This window comes from Stenotrophomonas sp. YJH_SMC_119 (assembly GCF_059368315.1).
Genome location: NZ_JCAFRP010000013.1, coordinates 57,854 through 80,532, shown reverse-complemented (window position 1 = coordinate 80,532; position 22,679 = coordinate 57,854). Strand labels below are relative to the sequence as shown.

The 22,679-nt window shown below is 66.8% G+C and carries 15 protein-coding genes; 8 read left to right on the top strand and 7 right to left on the bottom strand.

What is annotated here, in order from left to right; genetic code table 11:
• Nucleotides 1-8: 8 nt before the first annotated feature.
• On the bottom strand, nt 9-1,049 hold the full coding sequence (locus tag AC5P6S_RS17305; RefSeq protein ID WP_024957408.1) for a ribonucleotide-diphosphate reductase subunit beta: 1,041 nt from the start codon (nt 1,047-1,049) through the stop codon (nt 9-11).
• Nucleotides 1,050-1,224: 175 nt separating this feature from the next.
• Nucleotides 1,225-3,588: a ribonucleoside-diphosphate reductase subunit alpha gene (locus tag AC5P6S_RS17300; protein WP_262206115.1), complete on the bottom strand. Its 2,364-nt coding sequence runs from the start codon at nt 3,586-3,588 to the stop codon at nt 1,225-1,227.
• A gap of 431 nt (nt 3,589-4,019) precedes the next feature.
• On the opposite strand from AC5P6S_RS17300, the gene AC5P6S_RS17295 reads away from it, so the two are divergent.
• Together AC5P6S_RS17295 and AC5P6S_RS17290 are read left to right on the top strand one after the other, a co-directional pair.
• On the top strand, nt 4,020-4,997 hold the full coding sequence (locus AC5P6S_RS17295) for a zinc-binding dehydrogenase (protein WP_262206114.1): 978 nt from the start codon (nt 4,020-4,022) through the stop codon (nt 4,995-4,997).
• A 350-nt stretch (nt 4,998-5,347) separates the two neighbouring features.
• On the top strand, nt 5,348-7,975 hold the full coding sequence (locus AC5P6S_RS17290; protein ID WP_262238630.1) for a TonB-dependent receptor: 2,628 nt from the start codon (nt 5,348-5,350) through the stop codon (nt 7,973-7,975).
• 73 nt (nt 7,976-8,048) lie between these two features.
• On the opposite strand, the gene betT is transcribed toward AC5P6S_RS17290, so the two are convergent.
• Complete coding sequence (gene betT / locus AC5P6S_RS17285) at nt 8,049-10,028, bottom strand: choline BCCT transporter BetT (RefSeq protein ID WP_164173254.1); 1,980 nt, start codon at nt 10,026-10,028, stop codon at nt 8,049-8,051.
• A 203-nt stretch (nt 10,029-10,231) separates the two neighbouring features.
• Entirely contained in the window at nt 10,232-10,612 is a 381-nt protein-coding gene (locus AC5P6S_RS17280) for a VOC family protein (RefSeq protein ID WP_495204683.1), read from the bottom strand.
• A gap of 150 nt (nt 10,613-10,762) precedes the next feature.
• Here AC5P6S_RS17280 and AC5P6S_RS17275 point away from each other — a divergent pair, with 150 nt between their 5' ends.
• The 3 genes from AC5P6S_RS17275 (at nt 10,763) to AC5P6S_RS17265 (ending at nt 15,240) form a co-directional block, all read left to right on the top strand.
• Nucleotides 10,763-11,281 (top strand): sigma-70 family RNA polymerase sigma factor, encoded by a 519-nt coding sequence (locus AC5P6S_RS17275; protein ID WP_005409975.1) that lies wholly within the window; start codon nt 10,763-10,765, stop codon nt 11,279-11,281.
• Entirely contained in the window at nt 11,278-12,222 is a 945-nt protein-coding gene (locus tag AC5P6S_RS17270) for a FecR family protein (protein WP_495204682.1), read from the top strand. The genes AC5P6S_RS17275 and AC5P6S_RS17270 overlap by 4 nt, the downstream gene beginning before the upstream one ends.
• Before the next feature lie 69 nt (nt 12,223-12,291).
• Nucleotides 12,292-15,240, top strand: a complete 2,949-nt coding sequence (locus tag AC5P6S_RS17265) for a TonB-dependent receptor (protein WP_495204681.1) — start codon at nt 12,292-12,294, stop codon at nt 15,238-15,240.
• A gap of 218 nt (nt 15,241-15,458) precedes the next feature.
• Here the strand turns inward: AC5P6S_RS17265 and AC5P6S_RS17260 are convergent, their stop codons facing one another.
• The gene (locus tag AC5P6S_RS17260) at nt 15,459-15,782 is read right to left on the bottom strand and encodes a DMT family transporter (protein WP_012480533.1); all 324 of its coding nucleotides are present in this window, start codon (nt 15,780-15,782) and stop codon (nt 15,459-15,461) included.
• Nucleotides 15,782-16,135, bottom strand: coding sequence for an SMR family transporter (locus tag AC5P6S_RS17255; RefSeq protein WP_012480534.1), 354 nt, complete (start codon nt 16,133-16,135; stop codon nt 15,782-15,784). The genes AC5P6S_RS17260 and AC5P6S_RS17255 overlap by 1 nt, the downstream gene beginning before the upstream one ends.
• A 160-nt stretch (nt 16,136-16,295) precedes the next feature.
• Here AC5P6S_RS17255 and AC5P6S_RS17250 point away from each other — a divergent pair, with 160 nt between their 5' ends.
• Nucleotides 16,296-17,147 carry a LysR family transcriptional regulator gene (locus AC5P6S_RS17250; RefSeq protein ID WP_024957419.1) on the top strand — a complete coding sequence of 284 codons (852 nt, stop codon included), beginning with the start codon at nt 16,296-16,298 and terminating at the stop codon, nt 17,145-17,147.
• Between the two features lie 462 nt (nt 17,148-17,609).
• Here the strand turns inward: AC5P6S_RS17250 and AC5P6S_RS17245 are convergent, their stop codons facing one another.
• Nucleotides 17,610-18,530, bottom strand: a complete 921-nt coding sequence (locus AC5P6S_RS17245; protein WP_005409981.1) for a M14 family metallopeptidase — start codon at nt 18,528-18,530, stop codon at nt 17,610-17,612.
• A gap of 131 nt (nt 18,531-18,661) precedes the next feature.
• Here AC5P6S_RS17245 and AC5P6S_RS17240 point away from each other — a divergent pair, with 131 nt between their 5' ends.
• Together AC5P6S_RS17240 and AC5P6S_RS17235 are read left to right on the top strand one after the other, a co-directional pair.
• The gene (locus AC5P6S_RS17240; RefSeq protein ID WP_049453433.1) at nt 18,662-20,743 is read left to right on the top strand and encodes a TonB-dependent receptor family protein; all 2,082 of its coding nucleotides are present in this window, start codon (nt 18,662-18,664) and stop codon (nt 20,741-20,743) included.
• A gap of 62 nt (nt 20,744-20,805) precedes the next feature.
• Nucleotides 20,806-22,578, top strand: a complete 1,773-nt coding sequence (locus AC5P6S_RS17235) for a chloride channel protein (RefSeq protein WP_483723519.1) — start codon at nt 20,806-20,808, stop codon at nt 22,576-22,578.
• Nucleotides 22,579-22,679 lie beyond the last annotated feature (101 nt).

Here is a 22,679-nt window from a genome sequence, read left to right as displayed (position 1 = left end):
CGCCGGACTCACAGGTCGTCGAAGCCGTTGTCGACGTTGGTCTTCTTGTAACTTGCATTGCGCATCTCGAAGAAGTCGGTCTTGGTTTCGGTGAAGTTGTCGGCGTAGGCCTTGATCCACGGCATCACGTTGTCGGTGGTATCGCTGTACAGGCGTTCGATGCCGAGCATGCCGGCCATCTTGTTGGCGCGGTACTTCACGTAGCGCACCATCTCGTCCACGTCGATGCCGTCGATGCCATCCAGCACCTCCGACGACCACTGCGTCTCCAGCTCGATGGCATGCTCGAACGATTGGTGTACGTAGGCGGTCAGTTCATTGGTCTGCAACTCCGGGTTCTCGCCGATGATGGCGCGGATCAGCTCGCTGATGAATTTGGTATGCGCCAGCTCGTCGCGGTTGATGAAGCTGATGATCTTGCCGGTGCCGTTCATGCGGTTCTGCCGCACCATGTTGTAGAAGTACGCGAACCCGGAATAGAAATTGATGCCCTCCAGGATCGAGGACTGGATCAACGACTTGAGCAGAGTCTCGGCGGTCTTCTCGCGCATGAAATCGTCATACGCCCCCATGATCGGTGCATTGCGCTTGATGATGGTCGGGTGGGTGCGGGCGATCTCGAAGATGCGGTTCTGGTTCGGCAGGTCGGTGATCGAGGCCAGCACGTAGCTGTAGCTCTCGTTGTGGATCACTTCCTGCTGCCCGATGATCGCCGCATTGGCGTGCGCGGCCGGGTCGGTGATGTACTCGGCCACGTTGTAGATGAAGCGGGTCTGCGGTGAGTCGAGCGTGGCGAGCAGGCCGATGATCGAGTCGTAGGCGTTCTTCTCGCGCGCGTTGAGCTCGCCGTACTGGCGCGCGTCCAGCTTCATGTCGACCTCGTCGGGAATCCAGAAGTTGGTGGACAGCTCCTTGTAGGCCCGATAGAACGACGGGTACGGGATGTCGTTCCAGTTGAGGATGCCGCTGGTGCGGCCGTTGATGATGCCGGTGCTGCGGTTGGGATGGCGCGGTTCGAGGATCTTGATGCGGTCGAGGGGAGTTGCCATGGTTTTCTGCCTTCGTTCTCTTTCTATCGTGTTGCCGGCCAGCGGCCGGCACTACCGAAGATCGCGGGATTGCCGGCCAGCGGCCGGCACTACCGAAGATCACGGGGTTGCCGGCCAGCGGCCGGCACTACCGAAGATCACGGGGTTGCCGGCCAGCGGCCGGCACTACCATTGATCAGCTGGAGCACCACTCGCATTCGCTGATGTCGATGTCGTTGGAGCGCACGTAGTAGGTGGTCTTCAGGCCCTCGCGCCAGGCGCTCAGGTGCAGCTCCAGCAACGTGCTGGCGCGGATGGTGCTGGGCACGTACAGGTTGAAGCTGATCGACTGGTCGACATGGCGCTGGCGGCGCGCGTTCTGGCGCACGCTGGCGAACTGGTCGACCTTGTAGGCACCCTTCTCGTAGTACGGCCAGGTCTCCAGCGACAGGCCCGGCGCCGCCACCGGCCGCCGGAAGTCCTTCTTTTCCTCGTAGTAGAACGCGCTGTAGATCGGGTCGATCGAGGCCGTGGAGCCCGCAATCTGCGCGGTACTCATGTTCGGCGCCACCGCCAGCAGCCAGCCGTTGCGCAGGCCGTGCGTGGCCACTTCGTGGGCCAGGCTGTCCCACGCGGCGCCACTGTAGTCGCGGTCACGGAAGTAACGCCCGTTGTGCCAGTCACTACCCGCGAACATCGGGTAGCTGCCCTTCTCCTTCGCCAGCTGCGCGCTGGCCTGGATGGTCAGGAAATTGATGCGTTCGTAGAGCCGGTCGGCCAACGCCTCGGCATCCGGTGATTCCCATTGGATTGCCTGCTGCGCCAGCAGGTGGTGCCAACCGAACGTGCCCAGGCCGATGGCGCGATACTTGCGATTGGTGATCGTGGCCTGCGGCACCGGCAACGCATTGAGGTCGATCACGTTGTCGAGCATGCGCACCTGGATCGGGATCAAGCGCTCCAGCACATCGGTGGCCAGCAGGTCATCCGGTGCGCTGATCGCCCGGCCGAGGTTGATCGAGGACAGGTTGCAGACCACGAAATCGCCGGCACGGCGTGTGGTGACGATCTGGTCGCCGCTGACGATCTCCTGGATCATCCGCGTCGGGCTCATGTTCTGCAGGATCTCGGTGCACAGGTTGCTGGAATAGATCATGCCCGCGTGCTTGTTCGGGTTCCGGCGGTTGACCTCGTCGCGGTAGAACAGGAACGGGTTGCCGGTCTCCAGCTGGCTGAGCATGATCCGCTTGAACAGATCGATGGCCTTCACCGTGCGGCGGCTGATGCGCTCGTCGGCCACCAGTTCGGCGTAGCGGTCGCGGAAGCTGCCCGCGCCGCGCGTCTCGTCGTAGAAGTCCTGCAGGTACCAGCCCTTGGCCTGCTTCACCTCGTGCGGGTCGAACAGGTACCAGTCGGCGCGGCGCTCCACCGCCTCCATGAACAGGTCGGGCACGCACACCGAGGTGAACACATCGTGCGCGCGCAGGCGCTGGTCGCCGTTGTTGAGGCGCAGGTCCATGAACGCTTCGATGTCGCGGTGCCAGATGTCCAGGTACACCGCCACCGCGCCCTTGCGCTGGCCAAGCTGATCGACCGACACCGCGGTGTTGTTGAGCTGCTTGATCCACGGCACCACGCCGCCAGAGGAATTGGCCACGCCACGGATCGGCGCGCCGCTGCTGCGCACATAGCCCAGGTATGCGCCAACGCCGCCGCCATGCTTGGACACACGGGCGATATCGGTGTTGGAGTCATAGATGCCCTGCAGGCTGTCATCCACCGTGTCGATGAAGCAACTGGACAGTTGCCCACCCACCTTGCCGGCATTGGCCAACGTTGGTGTGGCGACCGTCATGTACAGGTTGGACAGCGCCCAATACGCCTCGCCGACCAGCTGCATGCGCCGCTCACGCGGTTTTTCTTCCTGCATGAGGTACAGCGCGATGGTCAGCCAACGCTCCTGCGGCAGCTCGTAGACCTCGCGGCTGCGATCGCTGGCCAGATAGCGCGTGGCCAGCAGGTACAGGCCGTTGTAGGCGAACAGTCGATCGCGCTCCGGATCGATCATCTCGCCGGCCTGCTGCAATTCTTCCTTCGAGTAGCAGCGCAGGATGTCGTTGCTGTAGATGCCGCGGTCGGCCAGGCTTTCCTGCAGGCCCACGTAGGAGCCGTACTTCAGGCCGACATCGTAGAAGCGGTTGCGGCTGGCGCGCTTGTACAGGCGGCGCAGGTAGATGCGCGCGGCAACCTGTTCCCACTCGGGTGCGACCAGGTCCACCCGCGACTCGGCCTCGCGGATCAGCAGATCGACCAGGTCATCGGCGCTGAGGCTGGGCTTGCGCTCGACCATCGCCTGCACCACGCGGCGGTAGTCGCTCACGTCCAGCTGCGGGAACTCGGCATGCACGGCGTCGATGCTGCGCTGCAGGCGTTCGGCCTCGAACGGCAGGCGGCGGTTGCCGGCCTCCTTGGTGATCCAGGTCGGCACGCGCTCGCCACCGGCGCGCAAGGCGTCGCCAGCGCCGGCCAGATCGGCCACGCGGAAGGTACTGTCGGTCATGGTGGTGAAACTCCAGGCTCGCGCGCGCGTTGGCGGTCGATGCCATGGCGGCCCTGAACGCGATACCGGCGCACGGGGCGAACGGGTGGGATTGCCAGGGCACGGGAACGTAGGTCGTCGGCATCTGCCTGCGCCTGCGGCCGGTATCCGGGCCGTGGGGGCGACCTGCGTCCGCACGATGGCGGCCGCGTCGACACGGCGAGCCTCAGGGGCGGGCCGCGGGACGTTTGCTGCATGTCCGGCGGCGGCGGCTGACCGGGAGTGACGGCCACAACATAGTGGGGATATCCGAACTCGTCAACACAAGATGCGGTAATCAATACATGTCGCGACGATCAGTCGCAGGATGCCGTGTTGCACCTGCGGCGCCTTGTCGACAGCGCCTGCGTCCCCAGTTCGGTACAACATCAACTTTCCCCGGAACACCGCCCATGCGCGCTGCCCAGTACCCCTCCTTCGGCAACCCGGCCGACGTCCTTGCCATTGCCGATGCGCCGCTGCCCGAGCCCGGCCCCGGCGAGGTGCGCATCCGCACCGTGCTGGCCTCGATCCACAACCACGATCTGCTGACCGTGCGCGGCCTGTACGGCTACAAGCCGACCCTGCCGGCGATCGGTGGCAGTGAAGCACTGGGCGTGATCGATGCACTCGGCGATGGCGTCGACGGCCTGCAGGTCGGCCAGCGGGTGGCCGCTGCCTCGGTGCACGGCACCTGGGCCGAAGCGTTCATTGCGCCGGCACGCATGGTGATTCCGATGCCGGAGGCGATCCCGGACGAAATGGCCGCGCAGCTGATTGCCATGCCGCTGAGCGCGCTGATGCTGCTGGAGTTCCTGCACGTCGAGCCGGGCCAGTGGATCGTGCAGAACACCGCCAACGGCGCGGTGGGCAAGTCGCTGGCGATGCTGGCGCGGGCGCGTGGCGTGCTTGTGGCCAACCTGGTGCGCAATGCCGATGCAGTCGCGCAGTTGCAGGCGCTGGGCATCGATCATGTATTCGACACCTCGGTGGACGGCTGGAAGGATCGCGTGCGTGAAGCGACCGGCGAAGCACAGGCCGCGGCCGCGGTGGATTCCATCGGCGGCGACGCCAGCGGTGACCTGGTCGACCTGCTCGGCCACCACGGCACGCTGGTGTCGTTCGGAGTGATGAGCGGCGAACCGATGCGCATTCCCGCCGGCGGCCTGATCTACAAGGAAGCCATGGTGAAGGGTTTCTGGGGCAGCAAGGTCAGCCAGGCGATGGCGGTGGAGGACAAGCGCCGGCTGGTCGGCGAACTGCTGATGCGTGCGGGGAGCGGCGAACTGACCCTGCCGGTGGAGCAGATCTTCGCACTGGACGACATCGCCCAGGCAGCGAAGGCTGGCGCCGGTTCGGGCCGTAACGGCAAGGTGCTGCTGCGGCCTTGATGCCTCAGCGAATGGCGCTGTCCCGGTAATGGCGCTGTCCCGGTATGGCGCTGTCCCGGTATGGCGCTGTCCCGGTAGAGTCGACTGTCAGTCGACTCTCGCGCGTAGCGCGGGGGGTATGAGGCTTCTTTCCACAGGGAAAGGGCTGTGACGCTGCAGGGGTGTGCGGACCAACGGTCCGCACCCACCAAAGATCGGTCCCGCACCCACCGAGTGGGTCTGCTCCAACGGAGGCACCGACTTTCGTTAAGAACCTGTGATGTATAACTGAATGCGCTTTCGTCATTGGAAGGCGCACGTGCCTGCGTGCGGTACTGACGGCTCCTCCCCCGTTCGGCGTTGTCGCTTCCATGTACCGCACCACCCTGAACCTGCTTGCCGGCGCGATCGCGCTGGGCCTCACCGCCGGCGCTGCCGGCGCCGCTGAAACCGCCGATACCGGCAAGGACAGCACCACCTTGGGTGCCGTGCTGGTGACCGGCTCCAACATCAAGCGCAGCGATACCGCCGGGCCGAACCCGGTGCAGATCGTCAGCCGCGAACAGATCGAGCAGACCGGCCGCTCCACCCTCACCGACGTGCTGCGCAACCTGTCGGCCAATGCCGGCAACAGCTTCGACGAACAGTACACCGGCAGCTTCGCGGCCGGCTCGGCCTCGATCGGCCTGCGTGGCCTGTCTCCGAAGAACACGCTGGTGCTGGTCAACGGCTACCGTGTCTCCAACTTCGGTTTCGCGCTCAACACCCAGGACACCTTCGTCGACCTCAACGCGCTGCCGATCAGCGCAGTGGAACGCATCGAAGTGCTGAAGGATGGCGCTTCGGCGGTGTACGGTTCCGATGCCATCGCCGGCGTCATCAACATCATCCTGCGCAAGAACTTCCAGGGCGTGGAAGTCGGCGGCGGCTTCGGTACCGCCACCCAGGGCGGCCTGAACGAGCGCAAGGCCAGCCTGCTGGCTGGCTTCGGTGACCTTGAACAGCAGGGCTGGAACGTGCTGTTCGGGCTGGACCTGCTCAAGCGTGATCGCCTCGACGCCGACCAGCGTGCCTACACCCGCAGCGGCGATTTCCGCGACAAGCCCGGCGGTCGCCTGGCCGGTTGGTCCACCGCCGGTGGCAACTGGCTGTCCAACCCGCGCGCACCGCAACCGTTCGCCAACTGCCCGGATGGCAGCCAGCTGCGCCCGTACAGCGATTTCGGCAGCACCCTGCCCGGCCAGGCCTGCGCCTTCAACGCCCAGCCGTTCAAAACCCTGCAGCCCGGCGCCGAGCGCCTGCAGGCGTCGTTGAGCGCGACCTACCGCTTCAACGACAGCGTCGAAGCCTTCGCCGACGTACTGTACAGCCACAACAAGGCCGACCAGATCTTCAGCGCGCCGCTGACCGTCGGCCCCGGCCTGCGCGCGTACAACCCGGCCACCGGCACCCTGATCGACGTGCCGGCGGTGCTGCCGGTCGGCCACCCGAACAATCCGGGCAGCACGCCGCTGCCGTTCGAGTACACGTTCTTCGACCTCGGCCCGCGCCTGAAGGACAACACCCAGGTGTTCTACCGCGCCTTGGCCGGCGTGCGTGGCAGCGGCGAGCGATGGGACTGGGAAGTGGCGGCGCTGACCTCGCAGAGCGCGCAGCGCGAATACGTCGACAACTTCGTCAACCGCTACGCGTTCGAGCAGATCCTGCGCGATGGCAGCTACAACTTCCTCAACCCGTCCAGCACGCCGGGCGCGCTGGATGCACTGCGCCTGCAGACCAAGCGTCCGGGCTGGTACAAGCTGCATTCGTTGAACGTGAAGGCCTCGACCTCGCTGTGGGAGCTGCCGGCCGGTGCGGTCGGCTTCGCCTGGGGTGCCGAGTTCCGCAAGGAATCACTGGACGCGCGCACCAGTGCGCAGGTGTTGTCGGGCACCGAACTGCGCCCGGCCATCAACGTGGTCAACGGCGAGCGCCAGGTCAGCGCCGCCTACGCCGAACTGAGCGTGCCGCTGCACCGCACGCTGGAGCTGCAGGTGGCCGGTCGTGGCGACCACTATGACGACTTCGGCAACGCGTTCTCGCCGAAGGTGGCGCTGCGCTGGCAGCCGTTGGACAGCCTGCTGCTGCGCGGTTCGTTCTCGCGCGGGTTCCGCGCGCCTTCGCTGCCGGAGATCGCGCCGGGCCAGACCGTCAGCTACGGCTCGGTGATCGATCCGCTGGACCCGCTGCAGCCCGGCGGCAGCCGTGGCGTGACCAACATCCGCACCGGCAATCCGGACCTGAAGGCCGAACGCTCGCGCAACTTCAACGTCGGTGCAGTGTGGTCGCCGGATGGCGACACCAGCATCGGCCTGGACTGGTACCGCATCGAGCAGGACAACCTGGTCAAGCCGGACAGCGCGCAGTTCATCGTCGACAACCCGACGCTGTTCCCCGGACGCGTGCAGCGTGATGCACAGGGACGCATCCAGTTCATCACCAACCAGTATGCCAACCAGGGCGAACTGACCACCTCGGGGCTGGATCTGGAAGCCAACCGCACCTTCCGCACCGAAGGCTGGGGCAACTTCACCGTTGCCGGCAGCTGGACCCACCTGCTCAGCTTCAAGCAGCCGCTGGTGGCCGGCCAGGCCCCGTATGAAGGGGCCGGCAACAACCGCCACGGCGCACTGCCGCGCACCCGCGGCACCACCTCGTTGAACTGGGCAGTGGGCGACTGGAGCAGCACGCTGAGCCTGCAGTACGTGAGCGGCTACGACCAGCGCGTGGCGACAGCGACCAGCAACCCCGGCCTGCGTGATCGCATCAAGCCGTATCACCAGCTGGACCTGTACGTGGCGTACGAAGGGATTCCCAACACCACGCTGTCGCTGTCGGTGCTGAACCTGACCGACAAGGACCCGCCGTTCGACCCGGCCGGTGGCTCCAATGGTTTCGACATCAGCCAGTACAACCTGCGCGGGCAGTTCGTTTCGCTGGGGGCGCGCTACCGGTTCTGATGCGCCACCTGCAGAGCCGAGCATGGGCTCGGCTCTGCAGGGGTGTGCGGACCAACGGTCCGCACCCACCGCATCACCGGCTCAGGTGCAGGAACTGCAGGTGCCGTTCGTACTGGCTGATGATGTCGTTGATGATCTGCTTGCGGCTGTAGCCCACCAGGTCGTAGTCCTGGCTGCCTTCGAACAAGTGCACCTCGGCGCGGTAGTAGCGCTGGTTGCGCAGCTGCTGGGCCGCGAACGACGGGGTCAGGTAGCCACTCAGGATCACCCGGTACAGGAAGTCCTGCTGCTCGCCGTGATTGACCGTCAGCTCCATGTCGCCGGCCTCGAAGCGCGTGGATACATCCCAACCCTGCCCGCGCAGCTGTTCGGCCACCGCTTCCATCGCCGGCTTCACCGTATCGTCCATGAAGCGGTAGACCTGGTCGCGCACCGGGAAGTGCATGGCCTGGCTCAGGCGCTGACGCCAGCCCTGGTGGTGGCGGTCGTCGCCGATCAGCGGCGAGGGCCGGTACTGCAGCGCGCGCTTGCGGTGCGATTCGTCACTGAAGGCGCGGGTCAGCCCCCACATCATCAGCAGCAGCACCGCCGAGAACGGCAGCGACGCCAGCACCACCGCAGATTTGAGCGCATCGATGCTCCCAGCCAGCAGCAGCCCGGCGGTCAGTACGGCGATCACCGTGCCCCAGAACACACGCAGCCAACGCGGACCATCATCCTCCGGTGCACCGCCATGCGAGGACAGCGTGGACAACACCACCGCCCCCGAGTCGGCCGAGGTCACGAAGAAGATGAAGCTGACCAGCACCGTCACCGCGATCACTGTGCGGCTCCACGGGTAGCCATCCAGCAGTGCATACAGCACCGTCGGTGGATCATCCACCGCCAGCTGTGCCAGTTGCTGCTGCCCGTGGTGCAGCACCTGGTCCAGCGCGCTGTTGCCGAAGATCGACAGCCAGGCCAGGGTGAAACCCAGCGGAATCAGCAGCACGCCGAACACGAATTCGCGGATGGTGCGGCCACGTGAGATGCGCGCGATGAACAGGCCGACGAACGGCGCCCAGCCGATCCACCACGCCCAGTAGAACACCGTCCAGCCGCCCAGCCATTCGGGGCGGCCGCCATAGGCGTACACATCGAAACTCTTGCCGACCACGCTGCCCAGGTAGTCGCCCAGGTTCTGCATCAGCGTGCTGAACAGGTACTGCGTCGGCCCGGCAAACAGCATGAACAGCACCAGCGCGATCGCCAGCAGCATGTTGATGTTGGCCATCCAGCGCACGCCCTTCTCCACGCCTGAAACGGCCACGGCCACCGCCGCGCCCATCATGCTGACCACCAGGATGATCTGCACCAGGTTGGAATGCGGGATGTTGAACAGGTGCGACAGGCCGGCGTTGAGATGCAGCACGCCGAAGCCCATGTCGGCGCCGATGCCGAACACGGTAGCGACAATGCCCAGCGCGTCTACGGTGTAGCCGATCGGCCCGTTGATGCGCTTGCCGATCAGCGGGTACAGCGCCGAGCGCAGGGCCAGTGGCAGGTTGTGGCGGTAGGCGAAGTAGGCCATCGCCATCGCCGCCAGCGCGAACACACCCCAGCCGTGCAGGCCCCAGTGCAGGAACAGCAGCTGCATGGCCTGGCGCGCGCCGGCCTCGCCCGCGGCCGGATCGCCCTGCGGCGGCTGCAGGTAGTGGGTCAGCGGTTCGGAAACGCAGAAGAAGAACAGGGTGATGCTGATGCCGGCAGCGAACAGCATGCCGGCCCAGGAAAGGTAGCTGAACTCCGGCTCGTCATGGTCGGCGCCGAGCTTGATGCCACCGTACTTGGACAGCGCCACGCCGACCACGAACACCAGGTAGAGGGTCATCGCCAGCAGGTAATACCAGCCGACATTGAGTGCGGCCCAGTCCTGTGCCTTCAGCAGAAGGCGGCCCGCACCAAGCGGGAACAGGCTGACGAACAGCGCGAACGCCACGACAACGATCGCCGCGAAGGCGAACACAGGCCGAAGGGTGCGCACCGGGGATTGTTGCGGCTCCAGTACATCCATGGGGCGGCGTTCTCCGGTAGATCAAAGGGTTAGCCGACCAATTCTGGCTGAACCGCAGTGGACAGAGCATGAAGTTGCGGCCTGTGGTCACAGGCCCGGCCCGCCATTCCGTGTTATCACGCGCGCGCCGAAGCGTACCTGCGAGCGCAGCCGCGCGCGGACCGCGTGCATCGCGGCCACGCGCGTACTGTCCAATCACGACATCACTGCACCACATGCACCGCGCACAGCTTGTTGCCGTCCGGGTCGCGCAGGTAGGCCAGGAACAGCTGGCGCCCAGCCATGCTGCGGATGCCAGCCGGGTCTTCGATAGCCGTACCGCCATGGGCCACGCCAGCATCCTGCCAACCGCGCACGGCCTCGGCACTGTCGAGGGTGAAACCAATGGTGCCGCCGTTGGCATGGCATGCAGGCTGCCCATCGATGGGCGCGGTGACGCCGAACATCCGCCCATCCTTGAAGTACAGCAGCCGACCCTTTTCGTCGAACACACCCGGACGTGCCCCCATCGCGGCGAACAGGGCATCGTAGAAGCGGCGCGCGGCATCCATGTCGTTCGTTCCTACGGTGATGTGGCTGAACATGCGGGCACTCCTTGTGGAAAGCCGCAGTGTCGGCGAGCACGCCGCGCATCGCAAATCCGGCGATCTCTCCTGCTGCGGCATGCGCAGGATTTGTCGTGCGCCGCCCGATCACCCTATAATGGGAATCATTCTCATTAATGACCCGTGCCGATGGCCGTGCCCGCCGCCTCCAGCACCGCGCTGGCGGGGTTCTACCGCGAACACCATGGCTGGCTGCTGGGCTGGCTGCGCCGCCGCACCCACAACGCCGACTGCGCCGCCGACCTGACCCAGGACACCTTCCTGCGCCTGCTCAGCCGGCGCGTCGATCCGTCCGAACTGCGCCTGCCGCGCGCCTATCTCAGCACCATCGCGCACGCGCTGCTGGTCAACCACTGGCAGCGCGCGGACCTGGAGCGCGCCTATCTGACCGCGCTGGCCGCACAACCGGAGCCGGTGCATCCCTCTGCGGAGGAGCGCACGCAGGCGCTGCAGCTCCTGCATGCCATCGCTGACATGCTGTCCGGCCTGGCCGAGCGGCCACGGCGTGCCTTCCTGCTGGCCCGGCTGTCCGGACTGGGCTATGCGGAGATCGGCCAACAGCTGGGCGTGTCCGAGCGCATGGTCAAGAAGTACATGGCGCAGGCGATGCTGCATTGCCTGCGCCTGTCCGGCGACGCGGCGGCATGAGCGCGGCAGTGGCCGGCCCGGCGCTGGAGCAGGCGGCAGAGTGGTTCGCGCTGCGCCAACAGGGCTGGAGCGACGACGACCAGCAACACTGGCGTGCGTGGCTGCAGGCCGACGCCGGTCACGCCGACGCCTGGCGCCGGGTCGAGGCGGTCTGGCAGTCGTTCGCCCCGCTGTCGGCACCGGCGGCAGCAACGGCGCTCGATGCCGCCGGCCATCGCCGCCGCCGCGCGCTTCGCAGTCTCGGTGGCGCCCTCGGCATCGGTGCGGTCTCGCTTCTCGGCCTGCACGGGCTGCAGGCGCAGCGCCACCTGCAGACGCAACGCACCGCTGCCGGGCGCACCGGTCATTGGACGCTGGCCGATGGCAGCCAGTTGTGGCTCAACGCCGGCAGCGAAGTGACCGTCGACATCGGCAACGGCAACCGCGCCCTGCATCTGCTGCGCGGCGAACTGCTGCTGCAGACCGGCCACCACCCCGCATTCGTCGGCCTGCCCCTGAGCGTGCATGTACCCGGCGCGCGCCTGCAGCCGATCGGCACCCGCTTCGCGGTCGGCCGCGAAGCCCAGCACAGCCGCTTGGACGTGTTCGAAGGCGTGGTGCGGTGCCTGCCGATGTTCGGCGCGGCGCTGGATGTGCCTGCGGGAAGTGCGCTGCAGATCGGACCGATGGGGGGGCTCACAACGGTCGCTGCCGATCCTCTGCGCGGCGACTGGCAGGACGGACGCCTGCAGGTGCAGGACACGCAACTGATCCGGGTGATCGACGAACTGGCCCGTCACCATCGGGGCTATCTGGGCTGTGATCCGGCACTGTCCGCATTGAATGTCACCGCGGTATTGCCGCGCCTGGACAGCCTGCAGGCCCTGAAACTGCTGGCGCGCGCCCTGCCGATCCGCATCGAGCAGCGCTGGCCATGGTGGACCGTTGTGCGTCCGCGTTGAAATCGCGGTTCCCTTTCTGCGCGCTCGGCGGGCACTACAAGGGAACCCATTGCGGATGTCGCCGCCCCCATGAAACTACCCTGCCCTTCCCCTCGCCCGCTTGCCATCGCGCTGTGCCTGGCCCTGGCCACGCCGTGCCTGTTGCCGGCCGCCGCCCACGCACAGAATGCTGCCTCCGCCGTTCGCTGGCAGATCCCGGCCGGTCCGCTTGACCAGGCCTTGACCGCGTTCGGTCAGCAGTCCGGCCTGTCCATCGCTGCCGATGCGCGCCTGACCCGCGGCCGGCACAGCGGTGGCGTGCAGGCCTCGCTCAACACCGAGGCCGCGCTGGCACAGCTGCTCACCGGCACCGGCCTTTCGTTCCAGCGTGATGCCAGCGGCGTGGTGCTGCAGGCCGCCCCGGCCACCGACGCCGGCGTACGCCAGATCGGCACCCTGCGCGTGGCCGGCCAGGCCAGCGAAGGTGCTTCGCCGTGGGGGCTTGCCGATGCCGATGCTGTCTACCGTGACAGCGGCTCGCGCGTGCACCTGGACCACCAGCAGCTGGAACGCTTCCGCGGCCAGTCGATCGGCGATGTACTGGCCGGCGCAGTCGGCGTGCACACCGGAGACGTACGCAATGGCGGCGCGCTGGACGTCAACATCCGCGGCCTGCAGGGCCAGAACCGGGTGCCGGTGATCATTGATGGTGGCCAGCAGGCCATCGACGTGTACCGCGGCTATGCCGGCGTGCAGCAGCGCAGCTACCTGGACCCGGACCTGATCAGCGCGATCAGCATCGAGAAAGGGCCGAGCCTGGCCGCCAATGCCGTCAGCGCGATCGGTGGCGTGGTCTACATGGAAACGCTGAAGGCCGAGGACATCCTCGACGACGGCCAGGACTGGGGCCTGCGCGTGCGTGGCGGCGTGGCCGACAACAGCATCGACCGCACCCGTACCTTCAAGCAGATCGCGCGTGGCAGCGACAACCACAACAGCCTGCGCGACCCGCGCGACTGGAACGGCAGCGTGGCCTTCGCCCAGCGCGGCGAAGACTGGCAGCTTGTCGCAGCCTACGCACGGCGCCGCCAGGGCAACTACTTCGCCGGCAGCAACGGCGCCCACCGCTACGACGACCAGCACCTGTCCAGCGGCGGTACCGGCATGTCCAGCCAGGCCGTTTCCAAGCTGTACCATCCGGGCGATGAAGTCCTGAACACCCACACCGACAACGAATCGGCGTTGCTGAAGTTCAGCTGGACGCCCAACCCGGACCAGCGCCTGGAGCTGAGCCACCGCTTCTTCAACTCCAGCTTCGGCGAAATCATGCCGTCGGCGATCGGCCGCGTGGGTGAGTCCAACGAATGGGTGACCTACGTGGACAAGGCCAACACCATGTACCAGTTCGAGCCCGGGAAGATGCGGGTCAACGCCACTTCGCTGCGCCATCGTTACCGCCCCGAGGCGCACCCGTGGCTGGACCTGAACAGCACGCTGTGGTTCACCACGGCCACCAGCCGCATGTTCAACAGCAATATCGCCAACACGCCGCTGTTCAAGGACGTGCCCAACGACCAGATGCCCGACACGCTGGGCGAGACCTACGGCCCTGGGCTGCAGTCGGACGTGAAGACCCGGCGCTGGGGCCTGGACAGCAGCAACACCACGCGTTTCAGCAATGATCTGGGCGACTGGACGCTGCGCTATGGCGCGTCCTTGCAGCACGAAGACACCGCACCGAACTCGCCGGTGCTGCCGGTGGACTACAACAACAACCGCTACCTGCGCTCGGGCACGCGCCGCGAGGCCAGCGTGGTCGCGTCGTTGCAATGGCAGCCGTGGGACTGGCTGTCGCTGATCGCAGGCGGCCGCTTCATCGACTACCGCACCCGCGACCGCAACCGCGTGGCCTTCGTCAGTGAATCGCGCGACCTGCGCTATACCTTCGCGCGCCTGAGCAAGGGCGGCCAGCTGCTGCCAGGCTGGTACAAGGAGTGGTACCCGGATGCACAGGGCAACTACACCTACGACTCGCTGCGGGCCACGCCGTACGGCGACAGCACGCTGGGCCAGAGCTACGATTTCGACGGATTCATCCGCGATCCGCGGGGTGCCAATGGCTTCCATACCAAGCAGATTCCCACCGCCTGGGGCTACAAGCCGGCGATCCGGCGCTCGGGCCACGGCTTCGCACCCTATGCCGAGGCGCGCTTCAACCTCGACGCAGACACGTTCTTCTACGTGAAGTACGCGCAGGGCTGGAAGATGCCCAGTCTGTTCGAATCGACGCTGGGCAACAGCACCTCGGCGCCGGTGGCCGACCTGAAGCCGGAGAAGAACCGTTCCTGGGACATCGGCTTCAGCCTGCTCAAGCAGGACCTGTGGCGTGACGGTGACCGGCTGGCGTTCAAGGTGGCCTGGTTCAAGAACGATATCGACAACGCCATCACCCGCCGCTTCGATTCCAGCAACTGGGCCTTCTACGTCGACAATGTCGACAACTACACGGTGTCGGGCTACGAGCTGCAGTCCGGTTATGACGCCGGCATTGCCTACCTGGACCTGTCGGCCAGCTATTACCAGCGCGCGCGCACCTGCGATGCGGCTACCGCCAAACGCCTGCGCGAAGACCCGTATGCGAAATGGAGCAAGCTGGACACCACGCCGGACTGCGTGGACGGCGGCTTCGGCACCTCGTTCGTCAACGCGCAGAACCCGCCGAAGTACTCGATCCACAGCACGCTGGGCGTCCGCCTGTTCGACAAGCGACTGGATACCGGCATCCGCCGCACCTACAACAGCGGCCCCACCCATGAACTGGACAAGCCCTGGAACACCACCGGCTCCACCGGCCTGCAGAACATCTACCTGCCGACCGCGATCTATGACTTCTATGCGCGCTGGCAGTTCACCCCGAAGGCCGAAGTGGAACTGGTGGTGAGCAACCTGCGCAACACCTACTACATGGACACGCTGGCGATGAGCCTGATGCCGGGCCCGGGCCGCACCACGCGGCTGAACTTCACCGCACGGTTCTAACTGCTGCAGAAACAGCAACGCCCCGGAGAGATCCTTCGGGGCGCTTGCCTGCGGCGGCTCACGCTCTGGCAGGTGCCAACCTGGGTTGGCACAGCGCTTCCGCACCGGTAGATGCCAACCTTGGTTGGCACAGCGCTTCCGCACCGGTAGATGCCAACCTTGGTTGGCACGGCGACTCAGCACCGGTAGGTGCCAACCTTGGTTGGCACGGCGACGCGTTACTTCGCAGTACTCAGCAACAGCACCGCGACGGTCACCAATGCGATGCCGATCCAGCCGATCGGACGCAGGCGGTTGCCGAACAGCAGACGACCGCAGGTGGCGGTGCCGATCACGCCGATCGCCCCCCACATCGCATACGCGGTGGCCAGGTCCATGTAGCGCACGGCCTGGCCCAGCAGGGCAAAAGCAATCCAGACCATGACGATCGCGCCGACGCCCCAGCGCCAGCGGCGGAAGCCCTCCGACTTGGCCACCATCATGTTGGCGGCAACGTCGATCAGTGCCGAACAGATCACGAAAAACAGGGCCAGGGTGTTCATCAGTGCGCCTCCCCGAGGGTGACGCAGACGATTCCGACCACTGCCAGCACCAGGCCGGCGAGCTGCTGCAGCGACAGGCTCTCACCGAAGACGGTGAGACCGACCACGGTCAGCAGGGTCAGGCCCAGGCCTTCCCACACTGCGTAGGCCACGCCCACGGCGATGCGGCGCACCGACTGCGCCAGGAAGAAGTAGGACAGCGCCAGCGCGCCGGCCATGATCAGGTAGCCGGTCCAGCCGCCATCGCGGGCGGCATGGGCCATGAACGAGGTGCCGACCACTTCGGCGACGATCGCCACGGTCAGACAGGCCCAGGCGACCAGCGCGCCACGGGCGGGAACAGTACGGAACATGTGAAACTCCTTGCAGGACGGGGACCGCACCGCCTCATCAATAGATCCACGGCATGCGTGGTGGGTCCGGAACGCCCCGCAGACAGGGGCGACGGCGACCAGTATCATCGTCTTTTACGGTGGGATCAAAATGGATTCCATCGAAAGGAGCGATGGATCAATGCCGTACTCCCCTGAATCCCTGCAGGCCTTCGTGGAAGCCGCGGCGCTGGGTTCGTTCTCGGCGGCGGCGCGACGCCTGCGCAAGACCCAGTCGACAGTCAGTACCGCCATTGCCCACCTGGAAACCGACCTGGGCGTGAGTCTGTTCGATCGCAGCGGGCGCTACCCGCAGCTGACCGAGGCCGGGCGACAGGTATTGGGGCACGCGCAGGAAATCCTGGCTGCCGATGCGCGCCTGCAACAGTTGAGCGTGCGCCTGGCCGCGCCGGTCGAGCCTCGCCTGACCGTGGTGTTTTCCGATGTCTACCAGCTCGATCCAGAGCAACGGATCCTGCAACGCTTCGCCGAGGCGTTCCCGGAGATCGAACTGGAATGGCTGGATGCCGAGGGTGAGGACGTACTGGAGCTGGTCGGCAGTGGTCGCGCCGCGCTGGGCCTGCTGCCCAGGCAGGAGCGCTATCCCGGTGAATTGACGGCCCGGCCGCTGGCCCACCACAGCGAACTGTCGGTGTACGTGGCGCGGGAACATCCGCTGGCCAGCGCCGGGCGTCGCGCCGCCGCACAACTGGCGCGGCATCGGCAGGTGCGCCTGAGCGCGGAAGTCGATCAATCGCGCGTGGTCACCGGCCTGGCCTGGACCGCCACCGACTACCTGATGGTGATGGAGATGGCCGAGGACGGCATCGGCTGGGCTGAACTGCCGCGGGCGCTGGTGCAGCGCTACGACCGTGGGCGACTGGTGGAACTGGTGCTGCCCGGTTGGCCGCGGCGCATCCACAGCGACCTGCTGTGGCGCCGCGACACGCCTCCCGGACCGGCCGCACTGTGGTGGGCCGACGCGCTTGGATGAGGTAGTGCCGGCCGCTGGCCGGCAATCCCAGTGTCCCGTGGTTGCCGGCCAGCGGCCGGCACTGCCGATCAACGATGGGCGAGCGCGTAATCCAGCGCCGAGCACACCGCCGCCACCTGCGCGTCGTTGCACTGCTGTGCCGTCGCGACACGCCGCCCGGACCGGCCGCACTGTGGTGGGCCGACGCACTTGGATGAGGTAGTGCCGGGCGCTGGCCGGCAATCCCAGTGTCCCGTGGTTGCCGGCCAGCGGCCGGCACTACCGATCAACGATGGGCGAGCGCGTAGTCCAGCGCCGAGCAAACCGCCGCCACCTGCGCGTCGTTGCACTGCTGTGGCGCCGCGACACCCCGCCGGGACCGGCCGCACTGTGGTGGGCCGACGCGCTTGGATGAGGTAGTGCCGGTCGCTGGCCGGCAATCCCAGTGTCCCGTGGTTGCCGGCCAGCGGCCGGCACTGCCGATCAACGATGGGCGAGCGCGTAGTCCAGCGCCGAGCACACCGCCGCCACCTGCGCGTCGTTGCACTGCTGCGGGGTTGCCCGCGGGCTGTCCGGGTAGACCTCGGTGGTGGTGGTGTACTTCGCGCCGGTAATGCCGGCGCACAGGCCCAGCTTCACCAGCGGGTACTCGATCACGCCATGGGCCACCACCGGCGAACCGATGATCTCGCCCTTGTCGTCGGCCGGCGCGATGTGGGTGACCTTCTCCACCGCGGCGATGACGGCCTGCTGGAAGGCCGGTTGTGGGTTCTCGCTGTCGTCCACCAGGTAGAACCCATCGGGAATCAGGCCCGGCTCGAACGGCTTGCCGTCACGCGCGGCCAGCGCCGGGCGGAACTCGCTCTCGTCGCTGTCGGTGGTTTCGTGCAGGTCGATGTGCAGCACGAACTGGCCCTTGTACGGCGCGATCAGTTCGATGACGGCGGTCGATTCGCGGGCCGGGCCGTCGGCGCGGAAGTTGCGGTTCGGGTCGATCGCATCGAAGTTCCAGCGGTTGATGCGCTCGAAGCCCCACGGATTCACGCACGGCGTCACCAGCAGGTTGGCCTTGCCGGCATAGTCGGCGGCGTGCTTTTCGAGGAACTCCAGCGCGCCCATCACGCCGCTGGTCTCATAGCCGTGCACGCCACCGGTGACCAGGGCAGCCGGCAGCGCCGGGTTCCAGTCGCGGCTGCGCAGGGCGAACAAGGTGTAGGTCTCGCCCGCGTAGTCGAGCTGGCCGTAGGCCACCTTGTCAAAGCGCGAAGCCAACGCCTCGATGCGCGGCAGCACCTCTTCGTCATAGCGACGCAGGCGCTGCTGGCGGCCACGCCACGCCTCCCGCTCCGCCGCTCCCCACGGCTGGCCAGGGGTTCCGACGGGGTAGAAAGCAGCTTGGGACATGGCGGATCTCAGCGGGTCAGGAAGCAATCACCCACTCTACCACCGGGACATCGGCATGAACCGGAGGCGCATTCCAATAGCGAATGGAATCAGCAATAATTCTCATTTACGACCTTCCACAACCCGCACCGATGCCCATCCACGCCCTGCAACCGGCCCGCCTGCCCCTGGCTGCCGCCCTCGCCCTGTGCCTGCTCCCGGCCACCCGTGCCTTCGCCCAGGACGGCGCCACCACGCTGGACAGCATCCAGGTTTCCGGCAGCTGGCTGGGCACCGGCCTGCATGACAGCGTCAAGAGCTTCGCCGGCGCGCGCACGGTGGTCGACCGCCAGCGCATCGAGGCCAGTGGCGCAGCCAGCATCGGCGATGCCATGCGCCGCATCCCCGGCGTGCAGGTCACCGACAACTCCGGCACGGCCGGCAGCTCGGTCTCGCTGAACATCGGCGTGCGCGGCCTGACCGGGCGCTACTCGCCACGCTCGACCGTACTGCTGGACGGCGTGCCGCTGGCGGTGGCGCCGTATGGCCAGCCACAGCTGTCGTTCGCACCGACCAGCCTGTCCAACATCGAATCGATCGACGTGGTGCGCGGCGGCGGCGCGGTGCGCTACGGCCCACAGAACGTGGGCGGCATCATCAACTTCAGCACCCGCGCCATTCCGACCGGCGCGGGCCTGCACGGCGAAGCGGGTGTGCGCTACACCGCCTACGACCATGGCGGCGGTGACAGCACCCAGTACAACGCCTTCCTCGGCGGCACCGGCGGCAACGGTCTGGGCGCGGCGCTGCTCTACTCGGGCCAGGACGGGCGCGGCTGGCGCCAGGGCAGCGATGACCGCTTCAACGACCTCGCGCTGAAGTTCGCCTATGCCATCGACGAACAGCAGGAACTGCGCGCCAAACTGTCCTACTACGATGTGCGTTCGCTGACCCCGGGCGGCCTGACCCGCGCCCAGTACGAGGCCGATCCGTTCCAGAACACCCGCCCCACCGATTTCTGGAAGGGCCACCGCACCGGCATCGACCTGGGCTACACCAATACGCTGTCGGCCAACAGCGAGTTCGAGGTGCTGGCCTATTACAACGAAAGCAGCCGCGCCAGCTCGCTGATCAACGCCGCCAACACCCAGCTGACCGTGCAGCCGCGTGACTACCGCGTGCTCGGCATCGAGCCCCGCTACACCCAGCGCCTGCACTGGGGCGCCAGCGTGCACGACATCACCGCCGGCTACCGCTTCCTGCGCGAACGTGGCAACGACCGCAGCTACACCGTCACCCGCCGCACCGGCGTGGCCAGTGCCACCAACCGCTTCGACAACGCCACCGACGCCCACGCGTTCTACATCGACGACCGCATTGCGATCGGCCAGTGGCGGATCACCCCGGGCGTGCGCATGGAATGGATCGACATGGACCGCCGCCAGGCCGGTGGCACGGCGACCTTCAGCAGCCGCAACGACAAGGCTCTGCCCTCGCTCAACATCGCCTACCTGCTGACCCCGCAGCTGACCGTGTTCGGCAACTACACCACCTCGTTCGGGCCGGTGCAGAACATCCAGCTGAATTCGCAGACCGCCAGCAATCCGCTGAACCCGGAAATCGCCAAGACCACCGAACTCGGTGCGCGCTGGCAGGACGGTGCACTGCGCGCGGAAGTAACCGTGTTCAAGATGCGCTTCGACAACCAGATCCTGCAGGTGCCGGGGATCACTCCGCCGACTTTCCAGAACATCGGCGCCACCGATCACAAGGGTGTGGAGAGCGCACTGGAATACCGCTTCGCCGAGGACAGCGCGCTGGCCGGGCTGGAGCTGTACGCCAACTACACCTGGACCAAGGCGATCCAGCAGTCCGGCGACAACCGTGGCCTGGACGTGCCCTTCTACGCGCGCGACACCGACAGCGTCGGCGCCCGCTACGCACTGGCCGGCTGGACCTTCAATGTCTCCAGCACCCACCAGAGCGGCCAGTACGCCGACGCCGCCAACACCTGGGCCGAGAGCGCCGATGCGCGCGTGGGCCGCGTGCCGGGTGTTCGCCTGTGGAACGCGCAGGTGGCCTGGCAGGTGCCGGGACTGGGTGACAGCGAGATCGCGCTGGGCGTGAACAACCTGGCCGACAAGCGCTGGTACACCCGCAACGTCGATGGCAACGCCGGCCGCATGGTGGCCGCGCCGCGTACCTTCTACGTGCAGGGCCACTACCGCTTCTGAAGCGGTAATCGCCCGATGCAGTGACGGTGGCGATCACGGTGGCGGCGTATCATGCCGCCACCATGTCACTGCCTGTTTCGTCATCGCGCCTGCACTCAGCTTTCCAGGGCCTGCGCCTGCGGCTGCGCGGCAGTGATCTGTGGTTCATCGCACTGGCGTTGCTGGTCGGACTGATCGCCGGCTACCTGACCCTGCTGCAGTCGGGCATCGCGCGCTGGTTGCAGGGCACGCTGTATGGGCTGGACGAAGGCATGCGCCTGAGCTCCCTGCCCTCGCTGACCTGGACCGCGCTGCTGGTGCTGCCACTGGGCGGCCTGCTGGTCGGCCTGGTCAGCCTGGCCGCGACGCGGCTTAAGCGCCCCCTGCTCGATGCGGTGGAAGCCAATGCCCTGCATGGCGGCCGCATGTCGATGCGCGACAATCTGATCGTGCTGACCCAGACACTGCTGTCCAATGGCTGCGGCGCCTCGGTCGGGTTGGAGGCTTCGTATACGCAGATGGGTGCCGGCAGCGGTTCGCAGCTGGGCCGGGTGATGCGCCTGCGTCGCAACGACGTGCGCATCCTGGTCGGTGCCGGTGCCGCCGGTGCCATCGCCGCCGCCTTCGGTGCGCCATTGGCTGGTGCGTTCTATGCCTTCGAAATCGTCATTGGCGCCTACACCCCGGCCGCACTGGCACCGGTGGCCGTCGCCGCGCTGGCCGGTGCGTTCGTGGCCGACCAGGCTGGCATCGAGGCCTACCTGCTGCCCGCCGCCTCGACCATCGACGTGCGTGCCGCCGACTACGCCATCTACGGCCTGCTCGGCTGCTGCTGCGCGATGTTCGGCATTGTCATCATGCGCCTGATCGCTTCGATCGAAGGCACGGTCAAGCGCAGTCCATTGCCGCTGTGGGGTCGCCCGGTGGTGGGCGGCCTGCTGCTGATCCCGCTGGCCCTGGCCAGCCCGCAGGTGCTCTCGTCCGGCCATGGCGCGCTGCACCTGGACCTGACTACCCACCTGCCGTTGATCTGGATCGGCGGCCTGCTGACCCTGAAGTGCCTGGCCTCCGGCATCTCTCTCGGGTTTGGTTTCCGTGGCGGCCTGTTCTTCGCCTCGCTGTTCATGGGCACCCTGGTCGGCGCCCTGTTCGCCGGCCTGCTGGCGATGGCCACCGGCGTGCCGGTGGTCGACGCCACGTCCGCCGCGCTGGCCGGCATGGCAGCGCTGGCCGCGGCGGTGGTCGGCGCGCCGATGACCATGGCCATGCTGGTGCTGGAAGGCACCCACGACTTCCTGCTGACCAGCGTGGTGATGAGCGCGGTGCTGGTGTCCAGCACGCTGGTACGGCAGTGGTTCGGCTACTCGTTCTCGACCTGGCGCATGCACCTGCGCGGCGAGACCATCAAGAGCGCCCGCGACGTCGGCTGGGTGCAGAACCTCAACGCCGGCCGGCTGATGCGCAAGGGCGTGGCCACCGCGCCGGCCGATCTCGATGCCGCCGCGTTCCGCCAGCGCTTCCCGCTGGGTTCGGGCAGCCGGGTGATCCTGATCGACAGCGAAGGCCACTACGCCGGCATCGTGCAGATTCCGCGCGTCTACGGCGACGGCGTGAAGCCGGAAACCACAATCGGCGAGCTGGCCGAGAACCGTGGTGTGTCGCTGTCGCCGGCCGCGGACGTGGTCAGCGTGATGCAGCGCTTCGACCAGACCCAGGCCGACGAACTGGCCGTGGTCGCCGCCGACGGCCAGGTGCTGGGCGTGGTCTCTGAAGCCTTCGTACGCAAGCGCTACGCCGAGGAACTGGACAAGCGCCAGCGCGAACTGATGGGCGAACGCGTCGAGGACACCGACTGACCCCGCAAAAAGGGGACGGAGGGGATTAAGTCGTTTCTGGCACCTGACTAACCACGCGTGGCGTGGACCGCTGGAAATCCACGCATGGCGTGGCTCTACTG